11 protein-coding genes are annotated in these 13,387 nt (G+C 46.7%); 10 read left to right on the forward strand and 1 reads right to left on the reverse strand.

The window, feature by feature from the left end:
- Window positions 1–128: 128 nt before the first annotated feature.
- Window positions 129–1,457 (reverse strand): anaerobic C4-dicarboxylate transporter, encoded by a 1,329-nt coding sequence (locus tag QUF19_RS19140; RefSeq protein ID WP_286302233.1) that lies wholly within the window; start codon window positions 1,455–1,457, stop codon window positions 129–131.
- Between the two features lie 411 nt (window positions 1,458–1,868).
- On the opposite strand from QUF19_RS19140, the gene QUF19_RS19145 reads away from it, so the two are divergent.
- The 10 genes from QUF19_RS19145 (at window position 1,869) to QUF19_RS19190 (ending at window position 13,387) form a co-directional block, all read left to right on the forward strand.
- On the forward strand, window positions 1,869–2,528 hold the full coding sequence (locus tag QUF19_RS19145) for an HAD family hydrolase (RefSeq protein ID WP_286302234.1): 660 nt from the start codon (window positions 1,869–1,871) through the stop codon (window positions 2,526–2,528).
- Window positions 2,529–2,739: 211 nt separating this feature from the next.
- Complete coding sequence (locus tag QUF19_RS19150; RefSeq protein ID WP_286302236.1) at window positions 2,740–3,366, forward strand: HD domain-containing protein; 627 nt, start codon at window positions 2,740–2,742, stop codon at window positions 3,364–3,366.
- 42 nt (window positions 3,367–3,408) lie between these two features.
- On the forward strand, window positions 3,409–3,906 hold the full coding sequence (locus tag QUF19_RS19155; RefSeq protein ID WP_286302238.1) for a GNAT family N-acetyltransferase: 498 nt from the start codon (window positions 3,409–3,411) through the stop codon (window positions 3,904–3,906).
- Between the two features lie 107 nt (window positions 3,907–4,013).
- Window positions 4,014–4,700, forward strand: a complete 687-nt coding sequence (locus tag QUF19_RS19160) for a DNA-3-methyladenine glycosylase I (RefSeq protein ID WP_286302240.1) — start codon at window positions 4,014–4,016, stop codon at window positions 4,698–4,700.
- A gap of 194 nt (window positions 4,701–4,894) precedes the next feature.
- The gene (locus QUF19_RS19165) at window positions 4,895–5,629 is read left to right on the forward strand and encodes a GntR family transcriptional regulator (protein WP_102436766.1); all 735 of its coding nucleotides are present in this window, start codon (window positions 4,895–4,897) and stop codon (window positions 5,627–5,629) included.
- Window positions 5,630–6,067: 438 nt separating this feature from the next.
- Window positions 6,068–7,513 (forward strand): xanthine dehydrogenase small subunit, encoded by a 1,446-nt coding sequence (xdhA, locus tag QUF19_RS19170; RefSeq protein WP_286302246.1) that lies wholly within the window; start codon window positions 6,068–6,070, stop codon window positions 7,511–7,513.
- The gene (gene xdhB / locus QUF19_RS19175) at window positions 7,506–9,896 is read left to right on the forward strand and encodes a xanthine dehydrogenase molybdopterin binding subunit (protein ID WP_286302248.1); all 2,391 of its coding nucleotides are present in this window, start codon (window positions 7,506–7,508) and stop codon (window positions 9,894–9,896) included. Before xdhA ends, xdhB begins: the two co-directional genes overlap by 8 nt.
- A gap of 47 nt (window positions 9,897–9,943) precedes the next feature.
- The gene (xdhC, locus tag QUF19_RS19180) at window positions 9,944–10,825 is read left to right on the forward strand and encodes a xanthine dehydrogenase accessory protein XdhC (RefSeq protein WP_286302250.1); all 882 of its coding nucleotides are present in this window, start codon (window positions 9,944–9,946) and stop codon (window positions 10,823–10,825) included.
- Window positions 10,826–10,884: 59 nt separating this feature from the next.
- The gene (gene guaD, locus QUF19_RS19185) at window positions 10,885–12,219 is read left to right on the forward strand and encodes a guanine deaminase (RefSeq protein WP_286302252.1); all 1,335 of its coding nucleotides are present in this window, start codon (window positions 10,885–10,887) and stop codon (window positions 12,217–12,219) included.
- Between the two features lie 286 nt (window positions 12,220–12,505).
- Complete coding sequence (locus QUF19_RS19190; protein ID WP_286302253.1) at window positions 12,506–13,387, forward strand: AEC family transporter; 882 nt, start codon at window positions 12,506–12,508, stop codon at window positions 13,385–13,387.

Below are 13,387 nucleotides of genomic sequence, written 5' to 3' on the forward strand. Positions count from 1 at the left end.
TTATTAATCCGAAACCTAGTTTCGAATCACGCTCTCCAAACACTACAAACAAAAACAGCGCCTCAATAGGCGCTGTTTTCGTTTTTTATCTCGCTATCGTTAGTTTGATTAAGCGACCGAAAGCTAGGTTAAGCGATAAAAATCTGAGCCAGTGCGTAACCTAAACAACATGCGCCGACTACACCGATTAAACCGACCGACATGAATGAGTGGTTGAAGTACCATTTACCAATCTTAGTGGTGCCTGACACATCGAAGTTAACCGTTGCAATATCTGATGGGTAGTTCGGGATGAAGAAGTAGCCGTAAACTGCTGGCATTAAGCCGATCAACAAGGCTGGGTCTAGTCCTAAGCCAAGACCAACAGGTAGCATCATACGTGCAGTCGCAGCCTGAGAGTTCACCACAACCGATACGATGAATAGCGCTAGTGCAAACGTCCATGGGTAGTTGGTTACCATTTCCACGATGCCAGATTTGAACTGAGGCATTGCGTATTGGAAGTAAGTATCTGACATCCATGCGATACCGAAAATAGCAATCGCCGCCACCATACCGGATTTAAATACCACGCCATTTGGTACATCACGTGGGTCAGTTTTGGTTGCCAACAAGATGATACCGCCGAAACAGAGCATCATCATTTGGATGATCACCGACATCTTGATTGGTTTGCCGCCGTCTACGATAGTTCTGATCTCTGGCACCATCGCCACGATAACGATCACCACAATTGACAATAGGAAAATCAATACCGCATTACGAGCCGAAGTTGGCAGTACTTCATCCAAAGAGGTTGCCGTTGTGCTTTCAATGCGCTTTTTCCACTCAGGATCTTTTAGACGCGCTTGGTAATCAGGATCGTCGTTCAGTTCTTTACCACGTTTCAAGCTATACAGAGAAAGCAAAAGTGTGCCGAACAACGTTGCAGGAACCGTCACCATCAGAATAGAAAGCAGAGTAATAGAGTGTTGAATATCTGAAAGCTGCGCGAGGTAGTACACCACTGCTGCCGAGATTGGCGATGCAGTAATCGCCAATTGAGACGCCACCGATGCTGCCGCCATTGGGCGCTCAGGACGAATACCGTTCTTCAATGCCACATCACCGATGATAGGCATAATTGAGTAAACCGCATGGCCAGTACCCAATAGGAAAGTCATCGAATAAGTCACGAACGGTGCTATCAAGGTGACGCGTTTCGGGTTCTTTCTCAACACCCTTTCCGCGACTTGAAGCATGTATTTCAAGCCACCAGCCGCTTCGAGGATCGAAGCACAGGTAACAACAGCGAGGATGATCAGCATTACGGTGACAGGTGGAGACGTTGGTGGCATCTTGAAGACAAACACCTCGATAACCAAACCAATCCCAGAAACAACACCTAAGCCGATACCGCCATACCGAGACCCGATATAAAGCACGACCAATAAAAATAGAAACTCAAAATACAACATAAGCAACCTTGCTAAAAATGTGGACTAGGGATATTTTGTCTGTATGTTCAATACTTTACTTATTGGTAGGTCACACAATTATTGAGCGTTTTAATGGATTGCTTTTTATAAGATTAGGGTCACGATAACAGCCGAATAAGTATCGAAAATGTAATTTTTCACTCAAACGAAGCTCAAGGGTTGTTATGCATTCTGATGTTCATTGTTTCTTTTAGAACCCCTGAATATATAAAATTTACATATCATAACTAAACGCTATCACCCATTCAGGCGCCCATAACGGATTGCACCTGTTCCCTTAAAGTTTTGTAATACAATTATCGTTGTTTTACTGAACTCTGACTCGCCTATCTCCAGGCACTATGTCAAAATACTCGCCCTCACGAAGACAACACAGAAAGAACCACGTATATGAATTTTCAAGCTGCTATTTTTGATATGGATGGACTGCTGCTCGACACCGAGCGACTTTGTATGCAGGTTTTTGAAGAAGCATGTCACGCACAAGGTGTTCCGTTTTTGCAGGATGTTTACCTAGGCATTATTGGCTGTAACGCAAAAACCATCGAACAGATCTTTAGAAATGGCTACGGTGAAAACCTAGACTACCCAGCACTGAACAATGAATGGCGCACCCGCTACAGTGCGATAGTTAAGCACCAAGCTATCCCAGTTAAAGATGGCGTGATTGAGCTTCTTGAATGGCTAAAATCAAACGACATTCCAATCGCGGTAGCGACCTCAACTCAGCTTGATATCGCGAAGAAGAAACTTGAGCTCGCAGGCCTAGATTCTTACTTCACCTCATTAAGCACAGGCTGCGAAGTGACTCACGGCAAACCTCACCCAGAGATCTACTTACTAGCGGCAGAACGCCTAGGTGTTGCGCCTGAAACTTGTCTCGCGTTTGAAGATTCAAACAACGGTATTCGCGCATCTATGGCTGCGAATATGATCAGCTTCCAGATCCCTGATTTAGTAGAGCCATGCGAAGAAGTGAAAGCGCTTGGACACACCATCAGCCCTTCTCTGCATCATGTGTTAGCACAACTTCAACAAGCTGCAGCTTAAACTCTAACTGCCGTTGATAATGCTTTTATCTGTCTCGTCCTAAAATACGTAGACAAGCCTCTCTATCAAGCCGACTCACAGAGTCGGTTTTTTTGTTGGTATTCCTTTTATAAAAGATAAAAACTCGCGCTTGAAACTGTTAAAGTCGAGGTGAAATATATGCTAATTAATAAGCAAGATTGCTAACGTCTAAATATGGAGAAAGAGACGCGTGAAGGAAAAGTTTGAAGACCAACTGCTTGATTTTGCAAAACAAGAAATGACACAAGATGCTGCGCACGACATCAGCCACATCAAGCGTGTAGTCAAAACCGCCAAGACTTTGTGTGCTCAAGAACAGGCTAAGCTTGAAGTCGTTTTACCTGCCGCTTACCTTCATGATTGTTTCACCTTTCCTAAGAACCATCCAGACAGAGCCCAAAGCTCGCAAATGGCAGCAGACAAGGCGATCTCTTTCCTCAAATCTGTCGACTATCCCGCGTCCTATCTTGATGAGATCCATCATGCCATTGTCACGCACAGCTACAGCGCTAACATCACTCCTGAAACCTTAGAAGCGCAGGTTGTGCAAGATGCGGATCGACTAGATTCTCTCGGTGCGATTGGTATTGCTCGCTGCCTGTACGTAGGTCAGAGCTTTAACGCTGAACTCTATAACCACGAAGATCCATTCGCTGAACATCGTGACTTGGATGACAAGCATTACAGCGTCGACCACTTCTACGTGAAGCTGTTTAAACTCGCTGAAACCATGAATACAGAATCCGCCAAGTTTGAAGCCAACAAGCGCACCGACTACATGCGTGGTTTTCTTGAGCAGTTGGGCTCGGAAGTTTAGCGGCTTAGAAAAAGAAGCAGGCAATAAGGAAGAGAGAAGGATATGGAAATAAACCGCTTTAAAGCATCCGACGCCGAAGAGATAGTCACTTGGTTTACATCCCTAGAAGACTACGTACTGTGGGGCGGGCGAACATTTGGTTGGCCGTTAGAAGCAGCCTCCATCATCGAGAGATCTCAAGAGCCACATGTCGAGCTTTACACATTCTCCACGCCTTGCACTAATTCAAATGCCAATGACTTGCTCGGTTTTATGGAGTTTCAACATATGTCAGACAACGAACTTCGTTTCTGCCGAGTCGCGATTCACCCAAACCAACGAGGCAAAGGGCTTGGGCAATCCATGATAGAGAGTGCATTAGAAGCAGCGAAACAAATACCAGATGTCACCACCATCAGCTTGGCGGTCTTTCAACAGAATATCGGCGCAAAACGTTGCTACGACAAAGCGGGCTTTGAGGTGGTAGACAAAGAGCCGAGCGTCAAAGAATTCAATGGCAAAACCTGGCCCTTGTATCAGATGGAATTAAAGCTCGGTTAGTATGTTTTACTCGGCTCGATCGTTTTAATTAACAGAATGATTTTAATTGCCAGATTTGACCCCATATCATTAAACATTGGCTACACAGATGTAATTTGGAACCTTCAATGACCCAAGAAAAATTCGACACCATTTATCAACGTGCCGCTCACCGTAAAGGCGGCGCAGCAGAGCTCGAAAAGATTGTTCGTGCGCCTCTTTCACAAGCTGAGCTATCACAAATCACAGACGACCGTTGGTTAGCAGCCTTTACTGAAAAGGTATTCCAATGTGGTATTTCGTGGAATGTGGTGAGAAAGAAGTGGCCGCAATTTGAAGAAGTGTTCTTTGAATTCAATATCGAAAAAATGCTGATGCTGCCGAATGAAATGTGGGAACAGAAAGCACAAGACCCGCGTATTATTCGCCACCTCACCAAAGTGATGACCATCCCTGCCAATGCCACCATGATTCATAATGCTAAGCGTGAGGCGGATTCATTCTCGCAAATGATTGCCGAGTGGCCATCAGAGCGCATTACAGAACTTTGGGATTACCTGAAGAAACACGGTAAGCGACTAGGCGGTAATACTGGCGCTTACACCTTACGCCAAATGGGCAAAGACACCTTTATCCTATCTTCTGACGTTGAAGCGCATTTGCGCAGTACCGATGTAGTCGATAGCGGTCGTAACACCAAGCGAGCACAACTGGCAGCGGGTAAAGCCTTCAACGAATGGCAACAACAATCAGGCCGTAGCTTGAGCGAAATAAGCCAGATTGTTGCGTACAGTTGCGGTGATAATCGCGTCTAGTTTTGAGAAGAATGACTGAAAGCTCTAGATTGCACACAGTTCACTGCAAACTAAATGTTATAAGTCATTAACAAATAAGCGTGCATCGCACTTTCATCCGGTGGCATTGTATAGATAAATGTATACAATATAGAGTAACTCTCATGAATTATTCTCGACTTACCCAACTCGACTAAACAAGGGCCCTTATCTCTATGACAGCTCTCAAAAATTCTGTCTCCAAAGGTGTAAAAACGAAAGTAACAGGCCAGACTCAAGACGATGTTGTTTACTGCCATATCTTCGACGCGATATTAGAACAAAGGCTGCCACCAGCCACCAAATTAAGCGAAGAAGCGCTAGCAGAAATATTTAGCGTTAGCCGCACCATCATCCGTCGTGCCTTGCTGCGTCTTTCTTTAGAACAAGTTGTGGTGATCCGTCCAAACCGAGGCGCAATGATTGCAGCCCCGACAGTGGATGAAGCTAAGCAAATATTTAAAGCACGTGAAGTGATGGAAATTGCTATCACTGAGCTAGCCGTTAAAAACGCAACTAAAGCTCAAATCGAAGAGTGCAGAAAATTAGTCGCGAAAGAGAACTGCGCTTTTGACCAAGGTGATTACGGCTCTGGCCTACGTTTGTCTGGTGAGTTCCACATCAAACTGGCTGAAATGGCAGAGAACGCACCACTGCTCGCTTTCCAACGCAGTTTAGTATCGCAAACCTCACTGCTGATCGCTCAATACGAAACCGGTAACCACTCGAACTGTTCTTTAGACGAGCACTCAGGCTTACTTGATGCGATTGAGTCTGGCAACGAACAACAAGCGGTAGAATTGATGCACGAGCACCTAAGCCACATTCGCTCTAAGCTCAACCTAGACAGCAGCACTGCATCGAGCGACCTGCATGTCGTTTTCTCTGATCTGCTTAAGAGCAAGTCATAGAAGATTTAACAACTTTTTGTTAACAAATCAAGAGAGGTAAGCCTTCGCGTTTACTTCTCTTTTTTATGTCCTTACTTACCCTCTCTTGCTTAGAAAACCGACACCAACATTACTGAAACCCTTACCAAACCGAGGTTGAGCGTTAATACTTGTCGGGACAACCCAGCCTCACCTCTTGCCATAAAGCACTTCATAGCATCTCGTTATTTTGTATACATAGAACCAAAATCATTCACACCATCAAACTTAACCCACTCCAAGTAACCCTATATAAAACAAACAACTAAAATAAAATATAGATTGTATACAATGCCAACCAAAGACTCTTTGTTGCATTTTTGTAAATAAATAGTTGACCACAGGGTCAGGATGGATAATTATTGACCTAGAAGTCAAAAAGAATACACATGGAAATATGTCGATTTACAAGGAGGTCTCTTGATTACTTTTTTGCTCAATCAGGAAATAAGACGTGAAGATAATCTGTCGCCAAATATGACAGTGCTCAACTACCTTCGTACCAAGGTTAACAAGACAGGTACAAAAGAAGGTTGTGGGTCGGGTGACTGTGGTGCATGTACGGTAGTTCTCGGTGAAGTGGTTGATGGACAGCTACAATATCGCTCGGTGAACTCTTGCCTGACTTTCGTTTCAGCGCTGCATGGCAAGCAACTGATCACAGTAGAAGATCTACAAAACCGAGATCGCTCTTTGCACCCCGTGCAGAAAGCGGTGGTGGATTTTCACGGTTCACAGTGTGGTTATTGCACGCCGGGCTTCATCATGTCGATGTTTGCCCTAGGCAAGAACAAACCCGATGCGAGCAAAGAAGACGTCATGGAATCACTGGCAGGTAACCTATGTCGCTGTACTGGCTACCGACCAATTGTTGATGCTGCGATGTCACTTTCAACAGACCAACCTTTGATCGACCAATTCGCTGAGCTTGAACGCAACACCATCAAGAAGCTAGAAGGTATTCAAGACACCGAAGCCAATTTACGCCTTGGTCACCTCACCGCTTTTTCCCCGAAAAGCACTGATGAGCTGGCCAAGCTTTTTCAAGCACATCCGAACGCTAAGCTGGTTGCTGGCGGCACGGATTTAGCACTGGAAGTGACGCAATTCCATCGCGAGATTGAAACACTGATCAGCGTAAACCTTGTTGAAGATATGAAGGTATGCCAAGAGACCGACACCGACTTAATCATTGGTGCCAACCTACCTATCAGCGATTCTTACGCACTACTGAAAAAACACTACCCAGATTTTGGTGAGCTGCTACACCGCTTTGCGTCACTGCAAGTGCGTAACCAAGGCACCATTGGCGGTAATGTGGCAAATGCCTCGCCTATCGGTGATACCCCTCCTCTGCTGATTGCTCTCGACGCGAAGATCAAACTTCGCTGCGGAGACGAGTCTCGCACTATGCCGATTGAAGATTACTTCATCAGCTACAAAGTGACGGCGCAGAAAGAGAGTGAATTCATCGAACAGATCATCATTCCTAAGCCAACCAATGACAGCTTCCGAGCTTACAAAGTGTCGAAACGTTTAGACGACGACATCTCTGCGGTGTGTGGTGCGTTTGATATTCAAATTGAAGATGGCAAGGTTTCTTACGCTCGTATCGCTTTCGGCGGTATGGCAGCAACGCCTAAGCGTGCAACTCGTTGTGAAAATACGTTATTAGGCAAACCGTGGACAGACGCTAATATTAAGTTAGCGATGCAGGAACTGTATAACGACTTTGAGCCGCTATCTGATTTCCGTGCAAGCCAAGAATACCGTTCATTGTCGGCGGCCAACATGCTGCGTCGCTACTTCATTGAACGACAGAACAAAAACAACCAAATCGAAACAAGGGTAACGTCTTATGTCTAAATCACACGAGCATGCGATGACCCACGAAGAGATGGTTACCATTGCAAAACAAGACCTAAAAACTGGCGTAGGTAAAAGCGTTAAACACGACAGTGCAGCCAAGCAAGTAACGGGCGAAGCGGTATACATTGACGACCGCCTTGAGTTCCCAAATCAGCTGCATGTATACGCACGCCTGAGCACGCAAGCACACGCCAACATCACCAAGATAGATTTATCACCATGTTACGAATTCGAAGGCGTGGCGATTGCCATTCAAGCGAAAGATGTACCAGGTGAGCTAGATATCGGCGCCATCCTACCGGGTGACCCACTGCTTGCAGACGGCAAAGTAGAATACTACGGCCAACCTGTGATTGCCGTGGCAGCCAACGATTTAGAAACTGCACGCAAAGCCGCACATGCAGCCATTATTGAATACGAAGAGCTACCCGCCATTCTTGATGTAAAAGAAGCGCTAGAGAAAGAGCACTTCGTAACAGAAAGTCACACTCAACAACGTGGCGACTCGAAAGCTGCACTGGCAAAAGCAAAACACGTGATCTCTGGTGACCTAGAGATCGGCGGACAAGAGCACTTCTACCTAGAAACTCAAATCAGTAGCGTGATGCCCACTGAAGATGGCGGCATGATCGTGTACACCTCGACACAAAACCCGACCGAAGTTCAAAAACTGGTTGCGGAAGTGATTGGCGTACCGATGCACAAAGTCGTGATTGATATGCGTCGTATGGGTGGTGGTTTCGGTGGTAAAGAGACTCAAGCGGCCTCTCCAGCATGTATGGCTGCGGTTATTGCCCACCTTACAGGCCGACCGACCAAAATGCGTCTGCTGCGTAACGAAGACATGCAGCAAACCGGTAAACGCCACCCGTTCTACAATCAATATACGATCGGCTTTGACGACAATGGTGTGATTCAAGGTGCCGACATTACCGTTGCAGGTAACTGTGGTTACTCACCAGACTTATCAAGCTCAATCGTAGACCGCGCGATGTTCCACTCAGACAACGCTTATTACCTAGGCGATGCAACAGTGGTCGGTCACCGATGCAAAACCAACACAGCATCGAACACCGCATATCGTGGCTTTGGTGGCCCGCAAGGCATGATGACAATCGAGCACATCATGGACGAGATTGCGCGTTACCTGAAAAAAGATCCTTTGGAAGTACGTAAGGCGAACTACTACGGCGAAGAAGGCCGTAACGTAACCCATTACTACCAAACCGTTGAAGACAACTTTTTACCTGAGATAACCGAACAGCTTGAACGCAGCAGTGACTATCACGCACGTCGTAAAGACATCGCTGAGTTCAACAAGCAAAGCCCTATCTTGAAGAAAGGCCTTGCTATCACGCCAGTGAAATTCGGTATCTCGTTTACTGCGACTTTCTTGAACCAAGCAGGTGCGCTCATCCATATCTACACCGATGGCAGTATTCATTTGAATCACGGTGGTACGGAAATGGGGCAAGGCTTGAACATCAAAGTGGCACAAATCGTTGCACAGGAGTTCCAAGTCGATGTCGAACGTATCCAGATCACCGCTACAAACACAGACAAAGTTCCGAACACATCACCAACCGCAGCCTCATCGGGCGCCGACCTCAACGGTAAGGCCGCGCAAAACGCCGCAATAACCATTAAGCAGCGCCTGATCGACTTCGCTTCTTCGCACTTCAAAGTGTGGCCTGAAGAAGTGGTGTTTAAGAACGGCATAGTGCAGATTCGCGACGAGATCATGACCTTCAACTCATTTGTTGAGCTGGCATGGTTTAACCAAGTTTCGCTATCGAGCACCGGCTTCTACCGTACTCCAAAGATCTATTACGATCACGAGAAAGCACGCGGTCGCCCGTTCTACTACTACGCGTATGGCGCTTCTTGTTCAGAGGTCATCATCGATACCCTAACTGGCGAAAACAAGATTCTTCGAGTCGATATTCTGCATGACGTGGGCGCTTCATTGAACCCAGCAATTGATATCGGCCAAGTCGAAGGTGGTTTTGTGCAAGGTGTCGGTTGGTTAACAACGGAGGAGTTGGTTTGGAACCAACAAGGCCGCTTAATGACCAATGGCCCGGCGAGTTACAAGATCCCTGCGATTGCTGATATGCCGATTGATTTCAGAACGCACCTTTTGGAAAACCGCAGCAACCCAGAGGACACAGTATTCAACTCGAAAGCCGTGGGTGAACCCCCTTTCATGTTGGGTATGTCGGTATGGAGCGCACTGAAAGATGCGATTAGCTATGTCGCTGTCGATGGTGCGATTCCTAAGCTCAACACACCTGCAACGCCAGAACGCATTCTGATGGCGATACAGGAAGTCACTGAAACGGCTCCGACTTCGGTCGATGCACAATCAGAAACGGCTTAGGGCGTAATGAACAGCTAGGGAAGCATAAAAGGGATTTAGGAGGACATATGTTTAAGGATAATTGGATTCACGAACTGGCAAAACTGGAAGAGAACTACGAGCCATGTGTGATGGTGACAGTGCTTGAAGACAAAGGCTCAGTGCCGCGTGATGCGGGCACCAAAATGCTTGTCACTCGTGACCGAATCATCGCTACGATTGGTGGTGGTCACCTTGAACATGTGGCCACTAAAATGGCTCGCGAGATGCTGATTGCCAGCGAGAAATCACTCAAAGTGGAACGCTTCAACCTCGGTGCTCGCTTAGGCCAATGTTGTGGCGGAATGGCAACATTAAGCTTTGAACCGATTGGCACTCAACAGAACCACCTTGTGCTGTTTGGCGCAGGCCACGTTGCCAAAGCGCTGCTGCACATTGTGGCGACTCTGCCCTTCCGCGTGACCTGGATTGATGAACGTGAAGAAGTATTCCCTGAAGCGCTACCACACGGTGTGAAAAAGCTTGTCTCAGACGATCCGGTCGGCGAAGTAAAACACATGCCGCCGAACAGTTATTACCTAGTGATGACGCACAACCACCAGCTCGATTTTGACCTAACTAAAGCCATTATCGACCGTGAAGACAGCCGTTACTTTGGCATGATTGGATCACTCACTAAGCGCAAGAAGTTCGACTTCCGCTTAGAGCAACGCGGCTATAGCCAAGAACAAATTGAAACCATGCTTTGCCCGATTGGTATAAGCGCGGTGAATGGTAAACATCCTGCAGAAATTGCGGTGTCGGTTGCGGGTGAACTGATCGCACACTATCAAGGCCAAGCGCTTGAACAAAAGCGCCCAACCAAACAATATCGAAATCAGGATTTGACCGATCAACACAGTCAACCAAGCGACGTAGGCGAACCACCATTGGAAGAGAAGATCGCCTAACAAAAGTCGCAAAGCTTCAGTGGCCATCAAGTCGCTGAAGTCATTAAAAGGAAGTAAACATGACAACGCAACGCAAAGCTTATCGCGCCAGTATTTTACACAGCGTAGCCGACCCAAAAGACGTCGGTATCGATGAGTCTTACGACTATTTTGAAGACGGTGTTTTAGTGGTTGAGAACGGCCATGTCGTCGACCTAGGGCATGCCGACGAGGTATTAGCTCGCCAACCTAAAACACTCGAAGTAAAAGAATACAAAGACAAGCTGATCACCTCTGGCTTTATTGATACGCACATCCACTACCCTCAAACAGGGATGATCGCGTCTTACGGTGAGCAGCTTCTTGATTGGTTAGAAAACTACACCTTCCCAGAAGAAAAACGCTTCAAAAACCCAGTCTACGCACACAAAGTGGCGAAGCTATTCCTAGATGAATTAGCAAGCAACGGCACCACCACGGCACTGGTATTCGGTACCGTACACAAAGAGTCCGTCAACGTATTCTTTGAAGAAGCTGAGAAGCGTAACCTACGCATGATCGCGGGTAAGGTACTGATGGATCGCAATGCGCCAGACTACCTGACTGACACACCAGAATCGGGCTATGCCGACTCAAAAGAGCTGATCGAAAAGTGGCACAAACGTGGTCGTCTGCACTATGCCGTAACACCTCGCTTCGCGCCAACCAGCACACCAGAACAACTCGAAACAGTAGGTAAGCTGCTAGAAGAATATCCAGATGTGTACATGCACACGCACCTTTCTGAAAACAAGAAAGAGATCGACTGGGTATTAGAACTGTTCCCAGAACGCGACAGCTATTTGGATGTATATGACCACTACGGTCTGTTGCACAAACGTTCGGTATTCGCTCACGGTATCCACTTATCAGATTGCGAATGTAAACGCCTCGCGGATACCGATTCTGCAATTGCCTTCTGCCCAACTTCGAATCTGTTCTTAGGCTCTGGCCTGTTCAAACTACCAAAAATGGAAGAACACGGCATTCGTGTCGGTATGGGAACTGATGTGGGCGCAGGCACCAGCTTTTCAATTCTGCAAACCATGAGCGAAGCCTACAAAATCATGCAGCTTCAACAAGAGAAACTGCACCCAGTTAAATCGCTATTCTTAGCAACATTAGGTGGTGCTCGCTCGCTGCATCTAGAAGACAAGATCGGTAACTTGGAAGTAGGTAAAGAAGCAGATTTCGTGGTGCTAGATCTGCACGCCACACAACTGATGCGCTTTAGAATGGAACAAGCCACCAAGCTTGAAGAGAAGCTATTTGTATTAATGAGCTTAGGTGACGACAGAACCGTCAGCGAGACTTACATCTACGGCGAAAAAGCCTACGATGTGAACTTCAAAGATTACAAGAAGCTCGTTAGCTAGGCTTAAAACCGAGTAACAATCGCTAGACAGCGACAGCCGTCGTTAATTAAAAATCCGTCCAGATTTATCTAGCCTTTAAAGACCAGTTGCTGATGCCACTGGTCTTTTTTGTGCTTCATTCAAAGAAATATAAATTAACCGCTCACAGACAACGATCTTCGGTGACGCCAAGTCATTATATTGATAGGTTAATGTTTATACATATCGACTTCATACTTCGTTTGGCGTATCTCTAAAACATTCGTTTCGTAGCTAAATGGAAGCACTCAATCTAGAAAGGAATTCTATGTTCGAACAGGTCGTCAGCATTCTGTTTCCCGTTTTTGCTTTAGCCAGTGCTGGCTTTGCGGTCGGTCGTTGGCTCAAGCCCGATTTCAAACCGATCAATCGCATCAACATGGATGTTTGTATTCCTGCGTTGGTGTTTGCATCGCTGACCACCATGCCCCTCGACACTGAACAACTGCCACTTATCTCTGCGTCTTTGGTCGCGGTGTTGGTGCCAGCACTGTTGATGATTCCGATCTGTAAGATTTTTAAGCTCAATTTCAAAGCCTGGGCGCCGCCACACATGTTTCGCAACAGTGGCAACCTCGCGATTCCCCTATTCACCTATACCTTTGGCGAGAGCGCATTAGCCCCTGCGGTATTACTGTTTGTGGTGTCGGCGTGTGTCCATATCAGTGTCGGTTTGGCGCTACTAAGCGAAGGTAATCCGATCAAACAGATCCTCAAAATGCCGATATTCTTAGCCGCCGCATTAGCGATGACGCTCAACTTATCTGGCATTGCAGTGTGGAATCCAATCTACGAAGCCACATCGCTGCTTGGCCAAGCCGCCGTGCCTATCATGCTGTTGTCGCTGGGTTCGCAAATGGTCAACTTGAGGCTGAGCGGATTAAAGGTCGGTTTGTTGTGCACGGCTCAATCGCTGTTTACTGGCGCCATCGCCTTTACCATCATCTACTTCTTTATCCCACTGCCTACGCTGCACCTACAAATGATGGTGTTGTTCACCATGCTGCCACCCGCAGTAATGAACTACCTGTTCGCAGAAAGGTTCAATGTAGAGCCACCTAAGGTCGCGTCTATGGTGTTGTTCGGCAACTTTCTGAGCGTAGTTACCTTGCCTATTTTGCTGTCGTTCGCGCTGTCTTTGTCACCTTAA

It is taken from the genome of Vibrio sp. FE10, from assembly GCF_030297155.1.
Classification (GTDB): Bacteria; Pseudomonadota; Gammaproteobacteria; order Enterobacterales; family Vibrionaceae; genus Vibrio; species Vibrio apostichopi.

Excerpts from the sequence above, each read along its gene's own strand:
- QUF19_RS19140 (WP_286302233.1), bottom strand. The coding sequence starts at position 1,457 with ATGTTGTATTTTGAGTTTCTATTTTTATTGGTCGTGCTTTATATCGGG.
- QUF19_RS19145 (WP_286302234.1), top strand. The coding sequence starts at position 1,869 with ATGAATTTTCAAGCTGCTATTTTTGATATGGATGGACTGCTGCTCGAC.
- QUF19_RS19155 (WP_286302238.1), top strand. The coding sequence starts at position 3,409 with ATGGAAATAAACCGCTTTAAAGCATCCGACGCCGAAGAGATAGTCACT.
- QUF19_RS19160 (WP_286302240.1), top strand. The coding sequence starts at position 4,014 with ATGACCCAAGAAAAATTCGACACCATTTATCAACGTGCCGCTCACCGT.
- QUF19_RS19165 (WP_102436766.1), top strand. The coding sequence starts at position 4,895 with ATGACAGCTCTCAAAAATTCTGTCTCCAAAGGTGTAAAAACGAAAGTA.
- xdhB (WP_286302248.1), top strand. The coding sequence starts at position 7,506 with ATGTCTAAATCACACGAGCATGCGATGACCCACGAAGAGATGGTTACC.
- xdhC (WP_286302250.1), top strand. The coding sequence starts at position 9,944 with ATGTTTAAGGATAATTGGATTCACGAACTGGCAAAACTGGAAGAGAAC.
- guaD (WP_286302252.1), top strand. The coding sequence starts at position 10,885 with ATGACAACGCAACGCAAAGCTTATCGCGCCAGTATTTTACACAGCGTA.
- QUF19_RS19190 (WP_286302253.1), top strand. The coding sequence starts at position 12,506 with ATGTTCGAACAGGTCGTCAGCATTCTGTTTCCCGTTTTTGCTTTAGCC.